Origin of the sequence: Nonomuraea sp. NPDC059023 (assembly GCF_042740095.1) — a bacterium.
In the GTDB taxonomy this organism is placed as follows: Bacteria; Actinomycetota; Actinomycetes; order Streptosporangiales; family Streptosporangiaceae; genus Nonomuraea.
The window spans coordinates 14,463-36,030 of sequence record NZ_JBHYIO010000002.1 but is presented as its reverse complement, the minus strand read 5'-3'; the positions used below and the strand labels follow the sequence as shown (position 1 = coordinate 36,030).

The window sequence follows — 21,568 nt, the reverse complement described above, 5'->3', positions numbered from 1 at the left end:
GCCAAGTGTCAAAGAGGAGTTACGTTAGCGTCCGGATAGTTCGTCCACCGCTGCCCGGACATCCTCGCTGGTGATAGTGGTCAGCTCGGCGGAGCTGGCGTCGACGCCCAGCGCGGCCAGGCGCACGTCGCGCCGGAGCGCGGCCCGCTCGAACAGCGAGCGGGCGAAGCGGCCGTTGCCGAGCCCGTCGATGAGCTTCTCCCCGCACACCCAGGCGAACACCTCGTCGAGGTCGCGCAGGGCCGCCTCGTCGAAGCGGTCGCCGGCTTTGTCGGCCAGCAGGGCGGCGATCTCCGACAGCTCACCCGGGCTGTAGCTGGGGAAGGCCACGCGCTGGTTGAAGCGGCTGGCCAGGCCGGGGTTGGTGGCCAGGAAGGCGTCCATCTCGCGCTGGTAGCCGGCCAGCACGATGACGATCCGGTCGCGGTCGTCCTCGGCGCGCTTGAGCAGCGTCTGCACGGCCTCGTTGCCGAAGGCGTCGCCGCCGGAGTAGCCGGGGTTGACCAGGCTGTAGGCCTCGTCGATGAACAGCACCCCGCCGAGCGCCCGGTCGACCAGCTCGTTGGTCTTGATCGCGGTGGCGCCGAGGTGCTGGCCGACCAGGTCGGCGCGGTGGGCTTCGACGACGTCGGGCCTGGCCAGCAGGCCGAGCGCGGCGAAGATGCGGCCGATGACGCGGGCCACGGTGGTCTTGCCGGTGCCGGGCGGGCCCGCGAAGACGAAGTGCCGGGTCTGCGGCGGCGTGGGCAGCCCGCGCTCCTGGCGCATCCTGGCCACCTGGAGCTGGGCGGCGATCGCGTGGACCTGGCGCTTGACCGGCTCCAGGCCGGCCATGCGGTCGAGGTCGCCGAGCGCCTCCTCCAGCGTGGGCGTGGCCTCGTAGCCGCGGAAGCGGGCGGTCAGCTCGTCGAAGGCCTTGGTGAGGTCGGCCGTGGTGGTGGTGACGAGGTCCTCGGTGGTGGGGGTGCCGCCGGCGCCGACCACGCGCACGTCGCGGGCCTGCGCGGCCGCCTCGACCAGGCTGCGTACGAAGCGGGCGTTGCCCAGCTCGTCGACCAGGCCGCGGCGCTGGACGTCCTCGAACAGGCCGAGCAGCGCGGCGGGCGCGCCCACCCCCATGCGGTCGCCGCGGCGGCCCTGGAGCAGCTCGGTGATCTCGGCCAGCTCGGCCGGCGAGTAGCTGGGGAAGCGCACGCGGGTGGCGAAGCGGCTGGCCAGGCCCGGGTTGGAGGTCAGGAAGCCGGCCATCTCCTGCTCGTAGCCGGCCAGGATGATGATCAGCCGTTCCCGGTCGTCCTCGGCCCGCTTGAGCAGCGTCTGCACCGCTTCGGCGCCGAAGCGGTCGGGCTGGCCGTCGGAGGAGTTGATCAGGCTGTAGGCCTCGTCGATGAACAGCACCCCGCCGAGCGCCCGGTCGACCAGCTCGTTGGTCTTGATCGCGGTCGCGCCCAGGAACTCGCCGACCAGGTCGGCCCGCTGCGCCTCGACCACCTGCGGCGTCTCCAGCAGGCCGAACGCGTAGAAGATCTTGGCGAGGGTGCGGGCGACGCTGGTCTTGCCGGTGCCGGGCGGGCCGACGAAGACGAAGTGGCGGGTGGGCCGCTCGGCCGAGTAGCCCGCCTCGGCGCGGAGCCTGGAGGCCTCGATGGAGGCGGCGATCGAACGGACCTGGTCCTTGACCGGCGACAGCCCGATCATGCTCTCCAGCTCGGCGAGCGCCTCCTCGACCGAGATCGGCTTCTGCGGGGCGCCGCGCTCCGGCTGCGCCTCCTGCCTGCCGTCGCGGCCCCTTACGCGTACCTGCTCCTCGGAGGTCAGCTGGGCCTTGGCCTGGCGGGCCGCGACGAAGCGGTAGAGCAGGACCGCGCCGGCGGCGCCGTAGGCCGCCCACAGGGCCACGCTCTCGGAGACCGGGGCGAGCGCGGCGGCCAGGGAACCGGCGGGCACGAGCGCCATGAGCGTGGTGAGCCACGGCGGCACCCAGCGGATGAGATGGGCGATGCCCACCACCGGCACCACCAGCACCATGAGGAGCATGGGCGCGGCCGAGCGCGGCTCGAACACCATCGTCGAGTAGACCGGCAGCAACGCCAGCCAGCCCACCGCCACCAGCGCGGTGGCGGCGGCGCGTGGGAAGCGCAAGGTCAGAGCCGTGAACGCCAGCAGCGCCACCGTCACCAGGAAGGTCTGGAACAGATCCCAGCCCAGCGCCGCGGCGATGCCCACGGCGGCGACGAGCACGCCGATGTAGAGCACCCGGCGCACGGCCGGGGGAAGCTGGAAATATCGCAACCTCACCTGCTCGAACAGATCCCGTGCGGCGGCTCTGCCCGCCGGCCGGGTCCTGTCGGACTCCCGCATCACGCCTCCCCGGTCCGACCCCGGTTATACCGCACCGGACCGACGATTGGGCGCACCTGACACGCCAGGTGGCGGTGACGAATGCGGCGATGCGCCGGCCCAGCTCCGCCCCCGCGTCCTCCTGGAGGTAGCGGCCGGCCCCGGCGATCACGGGATGCTCCAGCCCGGCGGCCCCGGCCATGGTCCGCTTCAGGATGGGCGCCATGCCGCCGGTGATGGGATCTCCGTCGGAGAAGGCCACGAGGAACGGCAGGCCGAGCGTGGTGAGGATCTGCCAGGCAGCGCGGTTGGCGGGCGCGGCCGGATCTTCGGGCGTGTCGGGGACCAAGCCGGGCATGGCGCGCGGACCGGACTTGTAGCTCTCGCCGGGGACGGGCGCGTCGTAGGCGTCCCGGACGGCCGGCGAAAGCTCGCTCGCGCACCCGGACTGGACGAATCTGGCGATGTCGAGCACGGGCGCGGTCGTGACGGCGTCCTTGAAACGGTGCCGGACCTCGGGCATGGGAATGTCACCGGTCGGCAAGCCCGTGTTGGCGGCGACGATCCTGGCGAAGCGCTCCGGGTGCTCGGCGACGACGCGCAGCCCGATCAGCCCGCCCCAGTCCTGGCCGACGAGGGTGATGCCGGTCAGGCCGAGCTCGTCCAGCAGGAGGCGGCGGGGCCCGCCTCGTACCAGGACCTCGGCGTAGCGCGGTTCGTAGGGGAAGTCCGGCACGTTCGCGAAGCGCGCTTCGGGGGTGCGCAGCAGATCCATCTCCTGGCGTTAGCGGCGCTGGTGCCGCCCGGGGAACTCCCCCACCAGAACGTGGCTCGGTGTCACCCGCAGCGCGTCGGAACCGGCCAGGGCGATGCCGCGTACCTCCACCCAGAACCGGCGCTGCAGCGGGTCGGCGGCGAACACCGACACCCTCGGGTCGGCCTCGACCGCGGCCCAGGCCTGCGGCTCGGCGATCAGGCGCAGTTCGCCGGCCCTGGTCACGGAGGCGACCGCGCCCACGACGCGTGGGCCCGCCGGGTCGGCGTAGGAGAGCACCACGGATCTGGCATAGGCGAAGGCCTGCCGTACCTCGGGAGAAAGGGTCACCGACGGGGCGTCGCCGAGCAGCGGCTCGCACATGATCAGAGAGGCCCGCCACGGGCCCGGGGCGCCGCGCCACCAGGCGCGCGCGCCGCGCAGCGCGAAGAGCGCCACGACCGCGCCGAGCGCGCCCAGGCCCGCCCACCAGGCCCAGGCCAGCGCGAACACTCCCCCGGCCGCGCACGCCGGCGCCGCCACCACGACCAGCAGCGCCGCCGCCAGCAGCCACCGGTCCTCGCCGTGGCGGGCCTTGCGATAGGCCTCCATCAACGGGTACGGCACCGCCAGCGCCACCACCGCCGCCCGGGGCTCCAGCACGAGCGCCCCGAGGACCAGCGGCACCAGTACCGACCAGACCCGGCCGAGAACGATCCACAGCACGACCCCGGTGTTCCGCCGCCCCTCGCGCTCCCCGCGGGCCAGCGCGAACTCCTCCAGCGCCCGCAGCGGACGCCCCCGCCAGACGCCGCCGAGCCCGTGCAGGACGGCCAGGGCGGGCCAGCCGAGCACGAGGATGCCGGTCAGTCCGGCCCAGACCGGGTCGAGCGCGGAGGTGAACGCCGGTAGCACCAGCCAGGCGGCGAACGCGGCCACCGCGACCAGCGCCGACACCACCGACGTGCCCAGCCAGGGCGCGCGGCCGAACATGGCGGGCACGTGGGCCCACACGCCGATCCTGCGCGCCTGCCGCACCGTCAGCACGGCCACGGCCACCAGGACGGCGGCGCCGCCCAGCCGGGCCTGCGGCCCCAGGTCGAGGCTCAGGGCGGCGAAGCCGATGGCCAGCGTGGCCACGGCGAGGAGCAGGCGGGTCTGGCGCGACCACACCTCCAGGGCCCGCCGGGCGCGGCCGCTCTCGCGCGGGTCGAGCGGCCAGGCGGGGTCGTGGTGGGCGCGGGGGCTGTCCCAGCGCAGCCAGGCGAGGCCGAGGTTGACGCGGGTCTGCGGGTGGGCGATGTCACGCTCCAGAGCGGCGGCGTAGGCGGTCCTGGCCCGGCGGTGCTCGCCGCGGATCAGGGCCAGGTCGCCGAGCTGGAGGTGCGGGGTCAGCTCTTCCGGGGCGAAGGCGCGGGCCAGCTCCGCCTGGCGGACCGCCTGCTCCCAGCCGCCGGGGGCGCGGCGCTGGGCGGCGGACAGGCGCAGGCGGGCCGGCCAGGATCCGGGGGCCAGCCGTACGGCGTGCTCGGCGTGCGCGAGGGCCTCGGCGTCGCGGCCGAGCCGTTCCTCGGCGAGGCTGATCAGTCGGTGGGCCCATTCGGCGTCGGGGTCGAGTCCCGCGGCCTTCTGGGCGGCTTCGAGCGCGGACTCCGGGCGGCCGTCGCGCAGCCGGGCCGCCGACAAAGCACACCATTCGCGCGGGGATCGATCAGGGTCGTCGCCCGTTTCGTCTTTCCCCACACGGTCATGATCGGTGGGTTGGTAGAGCTTTCATAGATCCGGACATATGCCTGTATCTCTCTAGAGAGGTCGGGGCGAGATGTGGATCATCCGATACCGCTATGCCAAGTGCCGCACATCGCCTAAGCTGCCACGCATGCTTACGCGGGCCCGTTGCGACCGAGGCGGCCCGCAGGGGGTTCCATGACCGTCACCCAGGCCGCGCCCATCGTCAAACGGGCCCAGCGGGTCGGAAACGACAACCGCTGGGCCGTGCTGGTGCTGCTGTGCCTGAGCCTGTTGCTGATCACCGTGGACGCCACGGTGCTCCACATCGCGGTGCCCGCGCTGACGGCCGCGCTGGAGCCCTCGGCCGTGCAACTGCTGTGGATCATCGACGTCTACTCCCTGATCGTGGCGCCGCTGCTCATCCTGTTCGGCACGCTCGGTGACCGCTACGGGCGCAAGCGGCTGGTGCTGACCGGGTTCGTGATCTTCGGCGTGGCCTCCGCGCTGGCCTCGGCCGCGACCACCCCGGCCATGCTCATCGGGGCCCGCGCGCTGCTCGGCGTCGGCGGGGCCATGATCATGCCGGCCACGCTCTCGATCATCCGCCAGGTCTTCACCGACCGGCGCGAGCGCGCCGTCGCGCTGGGCGTCTGGAGCGCGGTGGCCGCGGGAGGCGCGGCGGTCGGCCCACTCGTCGGCGGCGTACTGGTCGGCTGGTGGTGGGGCGCGGTCTTCCTGATCAACGTGCCCATCCTGCTCGTGCTGCTGCCCGCCGCGACCCGCCTGCTGCCGGAGTCACGCGAGCGCGGCGGGCGCCGCTGGGACGCGCTCAGCGCCGCCCTGTCCGTGTTCGGCATCCTGGCGCTGGCCTTCGGGCTCAAGGAGGCGGGTTCTGGCGGCCTGATGCCGTTCGGCGCCGCCCTGCTGGTCTTCTCGGCGGGGGTGGCGCTGCTGGTGTGGTTCGTCAGGCGGCAGAGCGGGCTGGCCGCGCCGCTGCTGGACGTCGGGCTGTTTCGCCGCCGGGAGTTCACCACCGGGGTCGCCGGGGTGCTGCTCGGCGTCTTCGCCCTGGTCGGGCTGCAGCTGATGCTGGCCCAGTACCTGCAGCTCGTGCTCGGCGACAGCCCGCTGCAGGCTGCCGTACGCATGCTGCCGCTGGTCGTCGCCGCGATCTCCGGCGGGCTGGCCGCCGCGCGCATCCTGCCGAGGATCGGCATGCGGGCCACCATGAGCGGCGGCCTCGCGCTGGTGGCGCTCTCCCTGTCGCCCACGCTGACCTGGGGCGTCGAGGGGCATCCCGTGATGCTCGCGCTCTGCTTCGTCGGCATTGGGTTCGGCGTGCAGGTGGCGCTGCTCGCGGCCTCCGACACGATCATGTCCGCCTGCCCCGAGTCGCGGGCGGGCGGGGCGGCGGCCATCGAGGAGACCGCCTACGAGCTCGGCGCCGGGCTCGGCGTGGCCGTGCTGGGCACCATCACCACCCTCGCCTACTCTCCCGCGCTGCCGGCCGTACCCGGTGTGCCGGAAGGCGGCATGGACCAGGCCAGGCAGTCGCTGGCGGGCGCGGCCCACGTCGCCGACCAGGTCGGCGGCGACGCCGGACGCGAGTTGCTCGGCGCCGCGCGCTGGGCCTTCGTCAACGCGCTGCACACGACGGTCGTGGTCAGCGTGGTCCTCCTCAGCCTGACCGCCCTCGCGGTGGCCACGCTGCTTCGCCGCGATTGAGGTGTGTGATGTCCCGTTCAGGGCAGGCATCAACCGTGAGACAGGCAATGCGAGACATAGCCGCTTTAGTGGCCCGCGTCGGCGTGGGCGGCCTCTTCTTCGCCAACGGCTGGAGCAAGCTGCAGGTCGGGCTGCTGGCCACGGGCGAGGCTTTCTCCAGGCAGGGCGCGCCCGCGCCCGGAGCCTGGGCCACCGTCACCATGCTCACCGAGCTCATCGGCGGCGCGCTGCTCATCGCCGGGCTGGCCGTGCCGGTCACCGGGCTCATCCTCTTCGTCGAGGCGCTGGCCGTCTTCCTGATCGCGCCGCCGCTCAACCCCGTCACCACCAACGAGCTCATCGCCCTGGGCGCCGCCGCGATCCTGCTGGCCGTCGTGGGCGCCGGGCGCATCTCCGTGGACCACATGGTGGTCATCAGGCGCAGGGAGTCGGAGGCGGCCTCGGAGTTCGCCGCCGACAACGAGGCCGACCAGGTCATCGCCTCGCTGCGGGAGCCGTCGGCGCCGGAGATCGCCGCCCCGGCCAAGGAGGAGCCGCAGAAGCCCGCGGACCCGCCCGGCGCCACCGAGGACACCGCGCCGCATCCCCGGCCGCGCCGCCGTAACGGTGGCCCGGACGAGACGGCGCCCGGCGACACGCTCGTGGCCGGGCGCAAGAAGCCGCCCGCCGCGCGCGGGCGCAAACCGCCGGAGGAGTGAGCGCTCAGGCGTCCGCGCGGGTCTTCACGGGCCCGTCCAGGGGTACGGCGCCGCCTCGCCCCAGCCGGATCGCCCCCTGGGTCAGCGCGATGGCCACCAGGATGACCACGGCGCCGACCGGCTGGTTCCAGGTCAGCGCCTCGCCCAGGATCACCAGCCCGGACAGCGCCGCGACGACCGGCAGCAGATAGGTCACCGTCGAGGTGGTCGTCACGCCCGCCTGCCCCTGCACCCAGTACAACAGCAGGTAGGCCACGCCGGTCCCGAGCCCGCCGAGCGCGAGCATGCTCCACCACACCCCGGCCGAGACCGTGGTGTCCACCAGCGGCACCCCGGCGACGAGGGTGATCACGCCGAGCTGCGCGGCCCCGCTGAGCAGTTGTCCCGTGGCCAGCACCACGGGCGCCTCGGTGCGCCGCCCGGTGATGAACCGGCCCATGTACGCGCCGCCGACGCCGTAGCAGAGCGCGGCGGCGAAGCAGGCGAGGCTGCCGCCGAGCTGCCCTCCGGCCATCGGCTGCCAGACGCCGAGCACCACCATGACCCCGGCGAACCCGAGCCCGAGCCCCGCCACCCGGCTCGCGGTCGGCTTCTCGGCGCGCAGCAGCAGCGTGAAGGCGAGCGTGCACAGGGGCGTGGTGGCGTTCCAGATGGCGGCCACGACGGAGGAGACGTACTGCTCGCCCCAGGCGAACAGCGTGAACGGCAGCGTCGTCAGCACGACCGAGGCCACCTGGAAGTGGCCCCAGAGCCGCGGGTCGCGCGGCAGCGCCTTGCGGCTGATCGCCAGCGCGGCCAGCAGCGTGGCCGCGCCGATCACCATGCGGGTGAACGACACCTGCAGCGGATGCAGCTCGCCGACGGCGACTTTGATGAAGAAGAAGCTGTTGCCCCAGACGAGCGCCAGCATGAGGTAGGCGGGCAGCCAGCGCCGCATCGGTCCCTCCCGGTCTGATGGATCGGCAGGAGCGTAGCGGCCTTTCTTCTCGGCGTATGTAGGGATATCTCCCTATCTCACAGCTCGAACTTCGCGACCCTTCTGAGCTTGTTGACCGCGTCGAGCGCGGCCACCTTGTACGACTCGGCCAGCGTCGGATAGTTGAAGACCGCGTCCACGAGGTAGTCGACGGTGCCGCCGCAGCCCATGACGGCCTGGCCGATGTGCAGCAGCTCGGTGGCGCCGGTGCCGAAGACGTGCACGCCCAGCAGGGAGCGGTCCTCGGGCGAGATCAGGAGCTTGAGCATGCCGTACGTGTCGCCGATGATCTGGCCTCTGGCCAGCTCCCGGTATCGGGAGATGCCCACCTCGAACGGGACGTGGGAGCGGGTCAGCTCGTCCTCGGTCTGCCCGATGAAGCTGACCTCGGGGATCGTGTAGATCCCGATCGGCTGCAGCGACGACAGCCCGCGCAGCGGCTCCCCGCACGCGTGGTGGGCGGCGATGCGGCCCTGCTCCATCGACGTGGCGGCCAGCGAGGGGAAGCCGATCACGTCGCCGACGGCGTAGATGTGCGGTACGGCGGTGCGGTAGAAGGAGTCCACCGAGATGCGCCCGCGGTCGTCGGCCGCCAGCCCCGCGGCGTCCAGGCCCAGGTCGTCGGTCATGCCGTGGCGGCCGGCGGAGTACATGACGGTCTCGGCCGGGATCTTCTTGCCGCTCTCCAGCAGCGTGATCGCCCCGCGGGGCCGCTTCTCGACGGCGGCGACCGTCTCGCCGAACCGGAAGGTGACGGCCAGGTCGCGCAGGTGGTACTTGAGCGCCTCGACGATCTCCAGGTCGCAGAAGTCCAGCATGCGCTCGCGCCGTTCGACCACGGTGACCTTGGTGCCGAGGGCGGCGAACATCGAGGCGTACTCGATTCCGATCACCCCGGCGCCCACCACGACCAGTGAGTCGGGGACGGCAGGCAGGTTCAGGATGCCGTCGGAGTCGATGATCGTCTCTTCGTCGAACTCCACGGACTCGGGGCGCGCTGGGCGGGTGCCCGTGGCGATGATGATCTTCGCGGCGCTGACCTTGACGTCACGCCCCTGCTCGTCGATGACGTCCACGGTGTAGGGGTCCACGAACCGCGCCGAGCCCGTCAGCACCGCGACGTGGTTGCGGGAGAGCTGGCTGCGGATCACGTCGACCTCGCGGCCGATCACGTGCTGGGTCCTGATGCCCAGGTCCGCGACCGTGACATCGTCCTTGACCCGGTAGGACTGGCCGTACATCTCGCGCTGGTTGAGTCCGGTGAGGTAGAGCACCGCCTCGCGCAGTGTCTTGGAGGGGATCGTGCCGGTGTTGATGCACACGCCGCCGATCATGTTGCGCCGCTCTACGACGGCGACCCGCTTCTCCAGCTTGGCGGCCGCGATGGCCGCCTTCTGCCCGCCAGGCCCGGAACCTATGACAAGCACGTCAAAGTCGGTCACACGACCCACAGTACGGTTCCCCTCCGCGCCGGTCACCAGCCCCAAGCCGGCGGTTTCCCCGGCCCGCGCGGCGGCACGGGCCGGGGAACCGGCGATCAGCTGTAGAACGTGGTGGAGCTGTGGGTGACGGTGGTGCCGCGCTCGCCCCAGTAGGAGGTGATGTCGGCGCGGTAGCGGGTGTCCTCGTAGGCCGTGGCCAGGCTGCCGCAGGTGCTGCCCGGGTGGCCGTAGTAGTTGTTGTTGTCGGTGATCGTCGGCGAGGGCCCGGGGCGGGACAGCGGGACGAGCTTGACCTTCACCCAGCGGGCGCCCTCGGTGTTGAACGCCGCGACGCAGAGGCTGTCGGTGCCGTCGTTGTAGCTGACGGTGCCGTCGCCCACGTTCCTGGAGAAGGAGTTGGCCAGCGCGGGCTGGGCGAGAGCGAAGCTGGCCGCAGCAACGGTGACGCCCACCACAGCGGTCTTGAGGAGGTTCTTCATCATGGCCCTTCGATCGGGAGCGGTGCGGGTTCCACCGCCCTCGCAGCGATCTTGGCCAACGGCTCGTCCGTGACAACAGGTCCTAACGGGAGAATTCTCCAGTTAGTCATGTATTCGTAGACAGCTATTCGTCCGGCACGTATCGATGATCAGAGGCACATCTTCCGGCAGAGGAGACGGCGACATGCTGAACGTGATCGGCGCGGGCTTCCCGCGCACGGGAACCTCTTCGATGAAGGCCGCACTGGAACGGCTGGGCTTCGGTCCCTGCTACCACATGTTCGAGATCCTCACCCACCCGGATCACGTGGACCGCTGGCTGCCCGTGGCCGAGGGGCGCGCGCTCGACTGGGACCACGTCCTCGAGGGCTACCGCTCGGCCATGGACTGGCCGGCCAGCCACTTCTGGCGTGAACAGGCCGAGGCCTACCCGGACGCCAAGGTGGTGCTGACCGTACGCGACCCGGCGCGCTGGCGCACCAGCATGCAGGCGCTGGTCTCCCACGGCCCCAAGATGCTGGCCGCCACCGGCCTGCCCCCCGGGGCCGAGGAGGTCCTCGGCTCGATGCGCCGCCTGAACCCCGTGCTGGACATGATCGGGCGGGCCGCGTTCGGGCCGGAGTTCGCGATGGCCCACGACATGCCGCCGGTCGAGGTGGCCACGGAGTTCTTCGAGCTGCACACCGAGACCGTCAGGCGCACGATCGCGCCGGAGCGGCTGCTGGTCTTCGACGTGCGCGAGGGCTGGGAGCCGCTGTGCGCGTTCCTGGGGGCCGAGGTGCCGGACGAGCCGTTCCCGCATCTCAACGACGCCGACGCGATGAAGACCATGCTGACGCGGCTGACGACGGAGGGAGTGGTGAACTCGCCGTTCGGTGGCGGTTAACCCCCATCGGACTCGACGGTCCGCCCCCATGGCCTCTCACCTGGGCTTTCCCTAGCGTTGACGCATGATCACACTACGCGGGCTGACCAAGCGCTACGGCGCGCGCACCGCGGTCGACGACCTCACCCTGGAGGTACGGCCCGGCGCCGTGACCGGGTTCCTGGGCCCGAACGGCGCCGGGAAATCGACCACGATGCGCATGATCCTCGGACTCGACCGGCCGGACGCGGGCACGGCGCTCGTGGGCGGCCGGCCGTACCACAGGATCGAGAACCCGCTGCGGACGGTCGGCGCGCTGCTGGACGCGCGCGCCGTGCATCCGGGGCGCTCGGCGCGGGCGCATCTGCTGGCGCTGGCCCGCAGCAACGGCATCGGCCGGTCCCGGGTCGGCGAGGTGCTGGAGACCGTCGGGATGGACCGCGCGGCGGGGCGGCGCGCGGGCGCGCTGTCGCTGGGGATGAGCCAGCGGCTCGGGATCGCGGCCGCGCTGCTGGGCGACCCGGCGGTGCTGATGTTCGACGAGCCGGTCAACGGGCTCGACCCGGACGGCGTGCGCTGGATCAGGCGGCTGATGCGCGGCCTGGCCGACGAGGGCAGGACGGTCTTCGTCTCCAGCCATCTGATGAGCGAGATGCAGCTGACCGCCGACCATCTGGTGGTGATCGGGCGCGGGAAGCTGATCGTGGACGCGCCGCTGAGCGAGGTGGTCGCGGCGGGCGCGGTGCGGATCCGCTCCCCGCACGCCGGAGATCTCGCGGTACGGCTGCGCGCCGCCGGCGTCGAGGTGTCCAGGACGGGCGAGAGCCAGCTCGTGGCCACCGGCGCGACGACCGAGCGGATCGGCGACCTGGCCCACGAGGCCGGCATCAGGCTCCACGAGCTGAGCACCCAGGAGGCCTCGCTTGAGCAGGCCTTCCACGAACTGACCGCGGACAGCACCGAGTACGGGAGCCGGGTATGAGACGGGCGATCTCCGCCGAGTGGGTCAAGCTGTGGTCGGTCCGTTCGACCTGGTGGTGCCTGATGGGCGCGGCGGCGCTGATGGTGCTGGCCTCGGTCACGGTGGCCGCGGCCCTGGGCTCGCACAACGGGCAGCCGCGCACGGAACGGCTGGCCGCCACGGAGCCGGTCGTGTCCGCGGCGATCTTCGCCCAGTTCGCGCTGGTGGCGCTGGCGATGCTGGTGGTGACCTCGGAGTACTCCTCCGGCGGGATCCGGGTGGCGTTGCAGGCGACGCCGGTCAGGGGGCGGTTGCTGGCGGCGAAGGCGCTGGTGGTGGCGCCGGTGATGTTCGTCACCGGGGTGGTGAGCGGGGCCGTGGGGGCGGTGCTGACGTACGTGCTGCTGCGGATGGAGCCGTTCGGGGTGCCGGTCACGCTGGCGGCCGGTGAGACGGCGGGTGACCTGGTCAGGCTGGGGGCGTTCTGCGCGCTGGTGGGCGTGCTGACCGTCGGCGCCGGCGCGGCGCTGCGCAGCGCGGCGGGGACGCTGACCGTGGTGTTCCTGCTGATGATGGGGCTGCCGCTGCTGATCATGATGACCGGCGCGCCGGCGCTGATCGACGCCTCGATGCGGCTGCCGATGTTCGCGGGGCTGGCGTTCATGGAGAGCGTGGAGAACATGACGGGCGGGCCGATGCCGTACGCGCCGGGTGAGGGGCTGGCGTGGCTGCTCGTGTGGACGGCGGCGGCCCTGGCCGCCGGGTACGTCGTCCTACGCCGGCGCGACGCCTAGACTGCGCAGCCGTGGCGGGAGTCATCGGAAAGAGGCTGGCCGGCGTGCTCGCCGGGCTGCTGTCCGGCTTGCTCGAACTCGTTCTGCTGGCCGTCGCCTGGCCCGCCAGGCGGCGGTGGGGCCCGGCGGTCATGCGGCTCGAACACCGGCGGCTGGCCTGGCTCGGCCTGGACGGCGTCCCGCGGCCGCCCTCCTACCCCTACCTCGCGCTGCGGTCGCTGCTCGGCGTCACCGGCGGATACGCGGTGTTCGCGCTGGTCTTCGTCGCCGGGCTGTTCCTGGCCGGCTCGGCCTGGTCGCTGATCACCGGCAGCTCCGACGTCGTCTCGCTGTCCTTCCCAGGCCTGCACCTGGAGACGCTGAGCTGGACGATCGGGCTGAGCGGCGGGCTGGTCGTGCTCGCGCTGACCGCCGGCGCGGTGGAGCTGGTCGCGTGGGCGGAGCGGCGGCTGGCCGTACTCTTCCTCGGGCCTGGACCGGAGGAGCTGATGCGGCGGCGCATCGCCGAGCTCACCGACACCAGGCTCGGCATCGTGCGCGCCGTCGACGACGAGCGGCGCAGGATCGAGCGGGACCTGCACGACGGCGTGCAGCAGCACGGCGTGGCGCTGGCCATGCTGCTCGGCCGCGCCCGCCACAGCCCCGCCGGCGCGCCGGAACTCGTCGACCAGGCCTACGCCGAGTCGCGCAGGCTCCTCGACGAGCTGCGCAGCGTGGCCTGGCGCGTCTACCCGACCGCGCTCGACGAGCTCGGGCTGAGGGCCGCGCTCGACGGAGTCGCCGAGCGCGCGGGCGTCCCCGTCACCGTCCGGTACGGCCTGCGCGCCCGCCCCGTCTCCGAGGTGGAGACCGCCCTGTACTTCGTGGCCCGTGAGGCCATCACCAACGCCGTCAAGCACGCGCACGCCCGTGACATCCTGGTCGATCTGCGCGAGGAAGGTGAGGCGATGGTGGTGATGACGGTCTCCGACGACGGCGGGGGCGGCGCCGACCCGGCGGGCGGCGGCCTGTCCGGGCTGGCCAGGCGGGTGCGGGCGCTCGACGGCAGCTTCGAGGTGGTCAGCGGCGCGGACGGGACGACCGTGCGGGCGGTGCTGCCGTGCGGCTGATCCTGGCCGACGACGCGGTCCTGCTGCGCGAGGGACTGATCAGGCTGCTGGAGGACGCCGGTCACGAGGTGGCGGCGGCCGTCGGCGACGCCGGGGCCCTGCTGGCGGCGGTCGAGGAGCATCGGCCGGAGGTGGCGGTGGTGGACGTGCGGATGCCGCCCACCCACACCGACGAGGGCCTGCGGGCGGCGCTGGAGATCCGTTCGCGCCGGCCCGAGGTCGGCGTGCTGGTCCTGTCGCAGTACGTGGAGAAGACCTACGCGGCCCGGCTGCTGTCCGGCACCGGCGTCGGCTACCTGCTGAAGGACCGGGTCTCCGAGGTCGGGGAGTTCCTGGACGCGCTGGAGCGGGTGCGGGCGGGCGGGACCGTCCTGGACCCCGAGGTGGTCAGGCAGTTGCTGGCCCGCACCTCCCACGCCGACCCGCTGGCCCGGCTGAGCGCGCGCGAGCGCCAGGTCCTGGAGCACCTGGCGCAGGGCCTGGCCAACACGGCGGTCGCCGAGCGGCTGCACGTCTCGCTCAGCACGGTGGAGAAGCACGTCAACGCGATCTTCGACAAGCTGGAGCTGCCGCAGCACGCCGACTACAACCGCCGCGTGCTGGCCATCCTGCGCTACCTGGACGACTAGCCGCGACGCCGCCGCTTGGACGTAGGCGCCTAGACGTAGGCGTCTGCGCGGTCGACGATGCCGGTGGCGCCTTCCTGGCGGGCGCAGTGGGCGCAGCAGTACCAGGCGCGCTCCACCTGGACGCCGTGGCCGATGACGCGCGCGCCGCAGTGCTCGCAGATGGGCGCCATCGCCTGGATCGCGCACTGGAAGGAGTCGAAGGTGTGCACCGCGCCCTGCGCGTGCACCTCGAAGCTCATGTCGTAGTCGTTGCCGCAGGTCTCGCAGGCAGCCATGGCCGTGCTCCTCTCGTTGATCGATGCGTGGCGGAAATACCCCCTTCTCCCTCGCCTCTTCCCCAACGGCGCCCCATATTCTTCACCGCCGGGCAGCGGCCACCAGCAGGGGAACGGCGAGCAGGGCCAGCGAAGCCAGCGCCACCGGCAGGCCGGCGGCCGCGGACAGGGCGCCGACCAGGAGCGGGCTGGCCACGAAGCCCGCGTAGGAGATCGTGGAGATCGCCGCCACCAGCGAGCCGCCCGGGTCGTCGGCCGCCGCGCGGCTCAGCAGGGCCGGGACCGGCGGGCCGAGCGCCAGGCCGGTCAGCGCGAAGCCGGCCAGCGCCCAGGCGGGCGAGGTCGCGAGAGCGGCCAGGACGATGCCCGCGCCGCCGCCCAGACCGGCGGCGGCCAGCAGCGCACGGGTGCCGAGCCTCGGCCAGGCCTGGGCCAGCAGGCGTCCCACGGTCAGGGCGGCCATGTAGACGGCGGGGGCGGAGCCGGACAGCAGGGCGGTGGCGCCCAGGCGGTCCTCCAGGAGCAGGGCGGACCACTGCTCGACCGCGTTCTCGATGATCAGCACGCAGGCGGCCAGGGCGCCCAGGAGTGCCGCCCGGCGCCACGCGGTGGTGGTGCGGCTCGCCGTACCGGCGGGCGGGCCCGGGGGGAGGGACAGCGGCGCGAACGCCGCGCCGAGCACCACCACCGCGACGGCGGCGAGCACGGGTCCCGGGCCGGCGCCGAGCTCCCTGGCCAGGCCGGTGGCGGGGGCGGCCACGATGACGGCCGGCGGGAAGGCGGCGTACACCGGCTGGAACAGCCTGCGCCCGCTCTGCCGCTCCGCCCGCCCGGTGGCGAGGTTCAGCGTGACGTCCAGCGCGCCGCTGGCCGCCCCGAGCAGCACCAACGCCCCCGCCAGCAGGTACGGCGAGCGGCTGACGGCCCAGGCGAGCGCCAGGATGCTCAGCCCGAACAGTGCCGTGGCGGTGGTGAGCCCGGCGCGCTCCCTGCCTCTGGCCAGGCGTCCGGCCAGGGCCATCGCGGGGATCGCGCCCACCGGGACCCCGCTCAGCGCGAGCCCGAGGTCGGCCGTGGAGATCGCGAGCTGTTCCTTGATCGCCGGCAGCAACGCCGCCCACGAGCCCCAGAACACCCCCCACACAGCGCAGACCAGGATGAGCGGCACGCCTACCGATGCTGCCACACCGCGGCCCGGCCGCTTTCGCCCTCGCACGCGCGTTGCCACAGGACGGGCCAGCCGCCTCTTCCCAGCCAGGCGGCGGGGGCGAGCAGGCCGTGGGTGGCGATCCGGTCCCAGAAGGCGTCGAGGTCGGCGCCGAGCTCCAGGGCGCCGGGGCGGGCGCCGTGCCAGGGGCCGTCCTCGTCGGCCAGGCTGGAGGCGGGGTATCCGGGGATCTCCACGGCCGCCGGGCGCGCTACCGCCGCCAGGCCGTCGGAAGGTCCCCAGGAGGTGACGGCCGTGGTCAGCGCGCACAGCACTCCGGTTCCGGGACGGCGGGCCATCGCGCGAGCCAGCCGCGGGTCACCGGCGCCGGCCAGCTCGCCCAGCGCCCGCCGCAGCCGGACCGTCACCAGCTCGGCCGTCCTGGCCCGCGCGATCGCCTCGTGCCTGGCCAGCTTCCGCAGCGAACCCGGCACCGGCTCGTCCCTGGCCAGCGGCGCCACCCGGGCGGCCAGCGCGGGCTCCAGCCCGCCGATCGCGGTGCTCATCGGCCGGACGCCGGTCAGCGCCCAGAGCCCGGCGGCGCCGAACGTGTCCAGCGCGCCGCCGCACGCCCGCGCCATCTCCTCCCGGCCGGCCCGCCGCAGAGCCACCAGCCCGGCCTCGGTGTCCGCACTGAGCACGAAACCCTTGACGAGCGTGGACAACGCGGGCAGCGCATCGGCGAGAGCCCGCTCGGCCAGGGCCGTCAGGGGCTCCCCGACCTCGCGGAACAACCGTCCGGGCCGCCGTCCGGGCCCTTTGACCGGCCGGGGCGAACGCTCCGGCAGTCGTGCCGACGGCACCGGCAGCCGCCCTGCCCACGCCCGTACCCGGCGCTCCAGCTCCGCCTCCGGGTCGGCGTTGAACCTGGCCCGGATCTCCCCCACGCGCCACCCGTGCCGTTCGGGCTTGATCTCCAGGTTGGCCGTGATCTGCCCGTCGCCGTCGATGAGCGCGGCCAGCACGGCGCGTCCCGCCGACGCCTCCTCCAGGTAGTACGGCCCGGCGATGCAGTTGCCCATGTAGGCGGCCCACTCGGCGGGGGCCCGCGGGTCGCGCGCCCAGCGGACCGTGACCGTGGTGCCGGGCACCCGGGCGCCCTCCAGCCGGGCCAGTTCATCGGGCAGCGGGAAGACGCCGGTCAGGGCCTCGGCGACAGCCGTACCGGCGAGCAGCCCGTCGACCAGCTCCGCCCAGGTACGGCAGCGCGAGACCCGCCCGCCCAGCGACACGAGCCGCGCCGCGCCCGCCAGGGCCAGCGCGGCGGACTCCACCCGGGGCACCAGCGGCGCGGGCTCGGCGGGCTCGGGGTCCCAGTCGACATGGGGGACGATCGGCCCGTGCGCGATCTCGGCGGCGTCGTGGCCGTGCGCGGCGGCGAGGGCGTCGGCCAGGTCGGCCAGCCAGAGCAGGTCGCCCACCACCTCGGACCCGCCGTCCCGCTCGGACCGGGCGGCCAGCGGCTCGGCGCCGCCGCACAGGACCGGCTGGGCCCAGGTGCGGGGAGAGCGGGCCCGGCTCAGGGGTACCGCGGCGCGCCAGTCGCCCAGGTCGCGGCCGGTCCAGTGCCTCAGGTCCTGGTCAAGGTGCTCGGGGATGTCGACCAGCAGGTCCTCGACCGCGTCCAGCACGACGACGCCGTAGTCGCGGGCCCTGGCCAGCCGCTGGTGGGCCAGGTCGGGGCGGTCGGGCCGCCTGGCCAGGTCGCGGACGTAGAAGCCGGGCCGAGGCGGCAGCCCCGCCTGCCCGGACAGGCGGCGCGAGCCCTTCGCCGTTCCGGCGGCCGCGCTCAGCTGCGCGGTCATGCTCGCCAGGCCCGCCCGGGTCCCGAGATCGGCCACGGCCACCGCGGTACGCAGCAGGACGGTCGCGGCCATCGCGTCCTCCAGCGCCGTCTGCAGCATGACCGCCCAGTCGGTGGGGCCGGGCGTCCAGCGTGCGGCGTCGGCCAGCGACGGCTTCGAGCCGACGGTCATCGCGAGGCGGCGCAGAATCAGCTCGTCGGCGCCGCGCCGGTAGAGCTCGCGCAGCTCGTTCTCCCGGTCGACCTTGCCGTGCGCCGCCAGCCTGGCCGCCCGCCGCTCGATGGCCGCGTGGTGCGCGGCGACCCGCTCCCACAGGTCCATGAGCGGTGCCGTCCTGCGGGGCCGCGGCACGTCCGCGAAGATCTGTCCCAGATGTACGGCCAGCCGCGACGCCCGTTCCCGCCCGGCGATCCCGTCGGGCCCGGAGCACGCGCCCAGCAGGGTTTCCAGTTGCTCGGGCCCCAGGATGTCGCTGGCCGCCGAGGCCAGGGTGAGCGCGTCCCAGCGGCCCTCGGCGACGGCCGCGGCTGCCGCGGCGCCGACCGGCTTGGTGGCGGCGGGACCGAACAGCGCCACCAGGATTCCCGCGCGCTCCCCGAGCAGGTGCGCCCGCTCGGGCCCGAGCACGCGCAGCGCGGCGAGGACCGCGTCCCTGCGGTCACCGGCGGCCCCGGCCAGCCGCGCGGAACGGAACCCGTCACCCAGGTCCACCCCCGCCCCGGCGGCGTCCTCGCCACCGGCGGCCACCAGCCGCCGCAGTTCCGCCAGCGCGGGAGCCGGGTCCCGCCCCTCGGGCCCCACGACGACCGCCGCGCCCTGCCGTGGGCGCGCGGGGTCGAGCACCCGGACCAGCAGGCCCGGGTGGGTCACCACGCCAAAGGCCAGCCGTGTCATGATCCTCCCTCCGCTTTCCACGGTAGGGATCACATATCCGGAAAACACCTGCTTTTCGGCGCCACCCCCGGCTCCCGGCGTGACCGTACGCGCACGCGCCGGTAGAGGAGATCTACCGGCGCGCGCCTGCCGGATGGATCAGCGGAACCGGGCCTTGCCCCGCTTGTTCCAGCCGCCGTTGACGTCGAGGTACTCCCTGGAGTGCCAGTTCTTGAACTGCTTGAGCGCGCGGGCCGCGCCGCCCGCGTATTCGACCTTGTCGGGGTTCCAGAGGCCGAGCTTGTGGTAGCGGTAGAGCTGCGTGCCGGCCTGCTCCTCAGTCCTGGCCGGCGGGGTCGCGCCGGTCCTGAGGTCGTTCCAGGCGCGGCCCTTGGCGGTCAGGTCCCCGTCGCGGCCGATGAGGTCGTGCTTGCAGTAGGTACGGTGCTGCCGCTTGGCGACCTTGGAATTGTCGGAGTACTCGACCCGGTTCGGGTCGAAGGCGCACTTCTCCTTGGCGGCGGAAGCCGTACCAGGGAAGAGGACGAGAGCGCCGAGCGCACCGGCGGCGAGGGCGGCCGTGATGATCGTTCTGGTGTTCATGCAGATGAAGATGCCCGCCCAGTTCCAAGACCGTTTCCCGGTCACCACCCGGTTGCGTAACGGAAGTCCAGGAGAAATGCGTTGTGGGTGGCAGCGGGCGGCGGTTAGGTTGCAACTGCCTGCCAACCCGGCGGCAACCGGGCCGGGTGACCGTGGAAGCGAGAGGGGGCAGACCATGCGACGCGTCAGGAAGATCAAGCCATCGACCAAGAAACGCCCTGAGCTGGACCTGCGCACCCCGTCGGGGCGACGACTTCCTTACTGATTGTGGTCCTTACGACCAACTTACGGGTGGTTCTGTAGATAACATAGGTAACAGAAACATCACGCCGGGGGGCTTGAGGATGAAGAGGCTAATGGTGGTGCCGCCGCGTATCGCCAGGCACAAGGTCCGCGACATCCGTTCGGGCGGCCGCCGCGGGCCCGTGGTCGCCGACCCCAAGGTCGTCGACCTTCGTGCCTACAGCGGCCGCAATGTGATCCTTTTCCCCGGCGGGCCGACGCCCGCCGCGTGATCACACCTTGTAGAGCTTGTCGGCATAACCCTTGCTGTAGTACGCCTCCAGCTGCTCGACGCTCTCGGTCACCGTCTGGACGTCCTTGACGATCCGGGCGTGCGAGGGCAGCTCGTCGGGGCTCCACGACTCGGGCTTCCACAGGGACGAGCGCATGAACGCCTTGGCGCAGTGGTGGAAGATCTGCTCGATCTCGACCACGAGCGCCAGGTGGGGCCGGTGGCCCTTGACGATCATCTCGTCGAAGAACGGCGCCTCGCGGATCAGGCGCGCCCTGCCGTTGATGCGCAGGGTCTCGTTCCTGCCGGGGATCAGGTAGATCAGCCCGACGTGCGGGTTGCGCAGGACGTTGACGAAGCCGTCGGCGCGGCGGTTGCCGGGCCGGTCGGGGATGGCGATCGTGGAATCGTCGATCACATGGGTGAAGCCCGCCGGGTCCCCCTTCGGGGACACGTCGCAGGTGCCGTCGTCGCTCGAGGTCGCGATCAGGCAGAACGGCGAGGCCGCCAGCCACGCCCGGTCGAGCTCGTGCAGTTTGGGGCGGTCCTTGGTCGCCGCTCGCGGCATCACCTCGCCCAGCAGTTCACGGAGTTCTTCGGCTGATTCGATCTCCATCCAGGTCATTGGCCCATTCTTGACCATCCGCCGGCGAAGCGGGCAACGGGGTCTACCATCGGCGGGCCCGCGCCATCACGTCCAGGAGGGCGTCGCGCTCGGCGGCGAAGGACTCCAGGTCCATGCGCTCGCGTTCGGCGCGCACGTGCAGCATGGTCAGTTCGGTGGCCGCCTGCTGGTAGTCGGACATCGCCCGGCCCAGCCCCGCCTTCTTCGCCCATGCCCGCGCGTGCTTGCGCGCCTTCAGCGTGGTCAGCATGCCGAGATCCTGCGGGCTGAGCAGACCGGTGCCCTGGTAGCGGGGCAGCACGTCGCCCATCCTGGCCAGCAGCGCCCGCCGCTCGCGTACCGTGACCAGGATCAGCACGACGAGCACCGCCATGATCACGAGGTAGGCGAGGCCGAAGAAGGGCAGGGAGCCGGTGGTGGCGCTGCCGTTCCAGAGCATGTGCAACGACACCGCGCCCAGGTACCCCAGCGGGATCGCCCAGTACCGGCGGCGCACCGCCGCGTACGCCACCCCGATGCCGATCAGCGAGGTGTAGACCGGATGCCCCAGCGGCGAGATCACGCCGCGCAGCACGAACGTCGCCACGGCCCCGTCGACCCCGCCCTGCCCGAACGAGCCCAGGTAGTAGCCGACGTTCTCCACGGCGGCGAAGCCGAGCCCGGCCATGCCGGCGTAGATGATGCCGTCGGTCAGCCCGTCGATCTCGCGCCGCCTGCGCAGCAGCGCCAGCAGCGCGGCGCCCTTCAGGGCCTCCTCGATCACCGGCGCGAGCACGACCGTGCCCACGTCGTCGGTGACGCCCGCGCTGTAGCCGAGCCCGGCGACGACCGCCTGGCCCGCCATCGTGAGCGCGATCCCGAGCACGATCGCCACCCCCGCGCCCCACGCGAAGGCGAAGCCCAGGTACAGCCGGGGCTCGGGCTCCAGCCGGTCAAGCCCGAGGACCGCCGACAGCAGGATCGGCAGCGGCGCCAGCGCGAGCAGCATCGACAGGCCCCAGCCGACGGGGCCGCCGCTGAGCAGCAGGACGGTGAGCACGAGCGCGGCCAGCGCGCTGGACACCCCCAGGCCGAGCAGCAGCCGCAGGCTCGGCCGCGGCGCCAGGGCGGGGGGACGGAGGTCGACAGCCATGCCTCACTGTGCCCCCGTCCTGTCAACGTCC

19 protein-coding genes and 1 pseudogene are annotated in these 21,568 nt (G+C 73.0%); 8 read left to right on the top strand and 12 right to left on the bottom strand.

Going from position 1 to position 21,568, the window contains the following annotated elements; all coding sequences use genetic code 11:
• Positions 1-24: 24 nt before the first annotated feature.
• The 3 genes and pseudogenes from ACFWYW_RS03620 to ACFWYW_RS03610 all read right to left on the bottom strand — a co-directional run bounded on the left by ACFWYW_RS03620 (position 25) and on the right by ACFWYW_RS03610 (position 4,837).
• Complete coding sequence (locus ACFWYW_RS03620) at positions 25-2,361, bottom strand: AAA family ATPase (RefSeq protein WP_379609477.1); 2,337 nt, start codon at positions 2,359-2,361, stop codon at positions 25-27.
• A 532-nt stretch (positions 2,362-2,893) separates the two neighbouring features.
• A pseudogene (locus ACFWYW_RS03615) lies at positions 2,894-3,115 on the bottom strand (alpha/beta fold hydrolase); the annotation flags it as partial.
• Positions 3,116-3,124: 9 nt separating this feature from the next.
• Positions 3,125-4,837 (bottom strand): hypothetical protein, encoded by a 1,713-nt coding sequence (locus ACFWYW_RS03610; protein ID WP_379609476.1) that lies wholly within the window; start codon positions 4,835-4,837, stop codon positions 3,125-3,127.
• 183 nt (positions 4,838-5,020) lie between these two features.
• On the opposite strand from ACFWYW_RS03610, the gene ACFWYW_RS03605 reads away from it, so the two are divergent.
• Together ACFWYW_RS03605 and ACFWYW_RS03600 are read left to right on the top strand one after the other, a co-directional pair.
• Positions 5,021-6,550, top strand: a complete 1,530-nt coding sequence (locus ACFWYW_RS03605) for an MFS transporter (protein ID WP_379609475.1) — start codon at positions 5,021-5,023, stop codon at positions 6,548-6,550.
• A gap of 47 nt (positions 6,551-6,597) precedes the next feature.
• Entirely contained in the window at positions 6,598-7,248 is a 651-nt protein-coding gene (locus tag ACFWYW_RS03600; RefSeq protein WP_379609474.1) for a DoxX family membrane protein, read from the top strand.
• A 4-nt stretch (positions 7,249-7,252) separates the two neighbouring features.
• Here the strand turns inward: ACFWYW_RS03600 and ACFWYW_RS03595 are convergent, their stop codons facing one another.
• From ACFWYW_RS03595 to ACFWYW_RS03585, 3 genes are all read right to left on the bottom strand, one after another.
• The gene (locus ACFWYW_RS03595; RefSeq protein WP_379609473.1) at positions 7,253-8,185 is read right to left on the bottom strand and encodes a DMT family transporter; all 933 of its coding nucleotides are present in this window, start codon (positions 8,183-8,185) and stop codon (positions 7,253-7,255) included.
• A gap of 77 nt (positions 8,186-8,262) precedes the next feature.
• Positions 8,263-9,666, bottom strand: coding sequence for a Si-specific NAD(P)(+) transhydrogenase (gene sthA, locus ACFWYW_RS03590; RefSeq protein ID WP_379609472.1), 1,404 nt, complete (start codon positions 9,664-9,666; stop codon positions 8,263-8,265).
• A 95-nt stretch (positions 9,667-9,761) separates the two neighbouring features.
• Positions 9,762-10,148, bottom strand: coding sequence for a hypothetical protein (locus tag ACFWYW_RS03585; RefSeq protein WP_379609471.1), 387 nt, complete (start codon positions 10,146-10,148; stop codon positions 9,762-9,764).
• A 181-nt stretch (positions 10,149-10,329) separates the two neighbouring features.
• Between ACFWYW_RS03585 and ACFWYW_RS03580 the strand changes: the two genes are divergently transcribed.
• The 5 genes from ACFWYW_RS03580 (at position 10,330) to ACFWYW_RS03560 (ending at position 14,503) form a co-directional block, all read left to right on the top strand.
• Complete coding sequence (locus ACFWYW_RS03580) at positions 10,330-11,031, top strand: sulfotransferase family protein (RefSeq protein WP_379609469.1); 702 nt, start codon at positions 10,330-10,332, stop codon at positions 11,029-11,031.
• Positions 11,032-11,095: 64 nt separating this feature from the next.
• The gene (locus ACFWYW_RS03575; RefSeq protein WP_379609467.1) at positions 11,096-11,992 is read left to right on the top strand and encodes an ATP-binding cassette domain-containing protein; all 897 of its coding nucleotides are present in this window, start codon (positions 11,096-11,098) and stop codon (positions 11,990-11,992) included.
• Positions 11,989-12,765 (top strand): ABC transporter permease, encoded by a 777-nt coding sequence (locus ACFWYW_RS03570; RefSeq protein ID WP_379609466.1) that lies wholly within the window; start codon positions 11,989-11,991, stop codon positions 12,763-12,765. The genes ACFWYW_RS03575 and ACFWYW_RS03570 overlap by 4 nt, the downstream gene beginning before the upstream one ends.
• Before the next feature lie 11 nt (positions 12,766-12,776).
• Positions 12,777-13,874: a sensor histidine kinase gene (locus ACFWYW_RS03565; RefSeq protein WP_379609465.1), complete on the top strand. Its 1,098-nt coding sequence runs from the start codon at positions 12,777-12,779 to the stop codon at positions 13,872-13,874.
• Positions 13,865-14,503, top strand: coding sequence for a response regulator (locus ACFWYW_RS03560; protein ID WP_379609464.1), 639 nt, complete (start codon positions 13,865-13,867; stop codon positions 14,501-14,503). The genes ACFWYW_RS03565 and ACFWYW_RS03560 overlap by 10 nt, the downstream gene beginning before the upstream one ends.
• A gap of 29 nt (positions 14,504-14,532) precedes the next feature.
• Here ACFWYW_RS03560 and ACFWYW_RS03555 read toward each other — a convergent pair whose 3' ends face one another.
• From ACFWYW_RS03555 to ACFWYW_RS03540, 4 genes are all read right to left on the bottom strand, one after another.
• Complete coding sequence (locus ACFWYW_RS03555) at positions 14,533-14,778, bottom strand: hypothetical protein (protein WP_379609462.1); 246 nt, start codon at positions 14,776-14,778, stop codon at positions 14,533-14,535.
• Between the two features lie 82 nt (positions 14,779-14,860).
• Complete coding sequence (locus tag ACFWYW_RS03550) at positions 14,861-15,946, bottom strand: MFS transporter (RefSeq protein ID WP_379609461.1); 1,086 nt, start codon at positions 15,944-15,946, stop codon at positions 14,861-14,863.
• 2 nt (positions 15,947-15,948) lie between these two features.
• Positions 15,949-18,684 carry a hypothetical protein gene (locus tag ACFWYW_RS03545; RefSeq protein ID WP_379609460.1) on the bottom strand — a complete coding sequence of 912 codons (2,736 nt, stop codon included), beginning with the start codon at positions 18,682-18,684 and terminating at the stop codon, positions 15,949-15,951.
• Between the two features lie 138 nt (positions 18,685-18,822).
• Positions 18,823-19,266, bottom strand: coding sequence for a hypothetical protein (locus ACFWYW_RS03540; RefSeq protein WP_379609458.1), 444 nt, complete (start codon positions 19,264-19,266; stop codon positions 18,823-18,825).
• Between the two features lie 344 nt (positions 19,267-19,610).
• Between ACFWYW_RS03540 and ACFWYW_RS03535 the strand changes: the two genes are divergently transcribed.
• Entirely contained in the window at positions 19,611-19,781 is a 171-nt protein-coding gene (locus ACFWYW_RS03535; RefSeq protein ID WP_184974622.1) for a hypothetical protein, read from the top strand.
• Here the strand turns inward: ACFWYW_RS03535 and ACFWYW_RS03530 are convergent, their stop codons facing one another.
• Both ACFWYW_RS03530 and ACFWYW_RS03525 read right to left on the bottom strand, forming a co-directional pair.
• Positions 19,782-20,405 (bottom strand): pyridoxamine 5'-phosphate oxidase family protein, encoded by a 624-nt coding sequence (locus ACFWYW_RS03530; protein WP_379609457.1) that lies wholly within the window; start codon positions 20,403-20,405, stop codon positions 19,782-19,784.
• A gap of 43 nt (positions 20,406-20,448) precedes the next feature.
• Entirely contained in the window at positions 20,449-21,537 is a 1,089-nt protein-coding gene (locus ACFWYW_RS03525) for a PrsW family intramembrane metalloprotease (protein ID WP_379609456.1), read from the bottom strand.
• Positions 21,538-21,568: the final 31 nt, after the last annotated feature.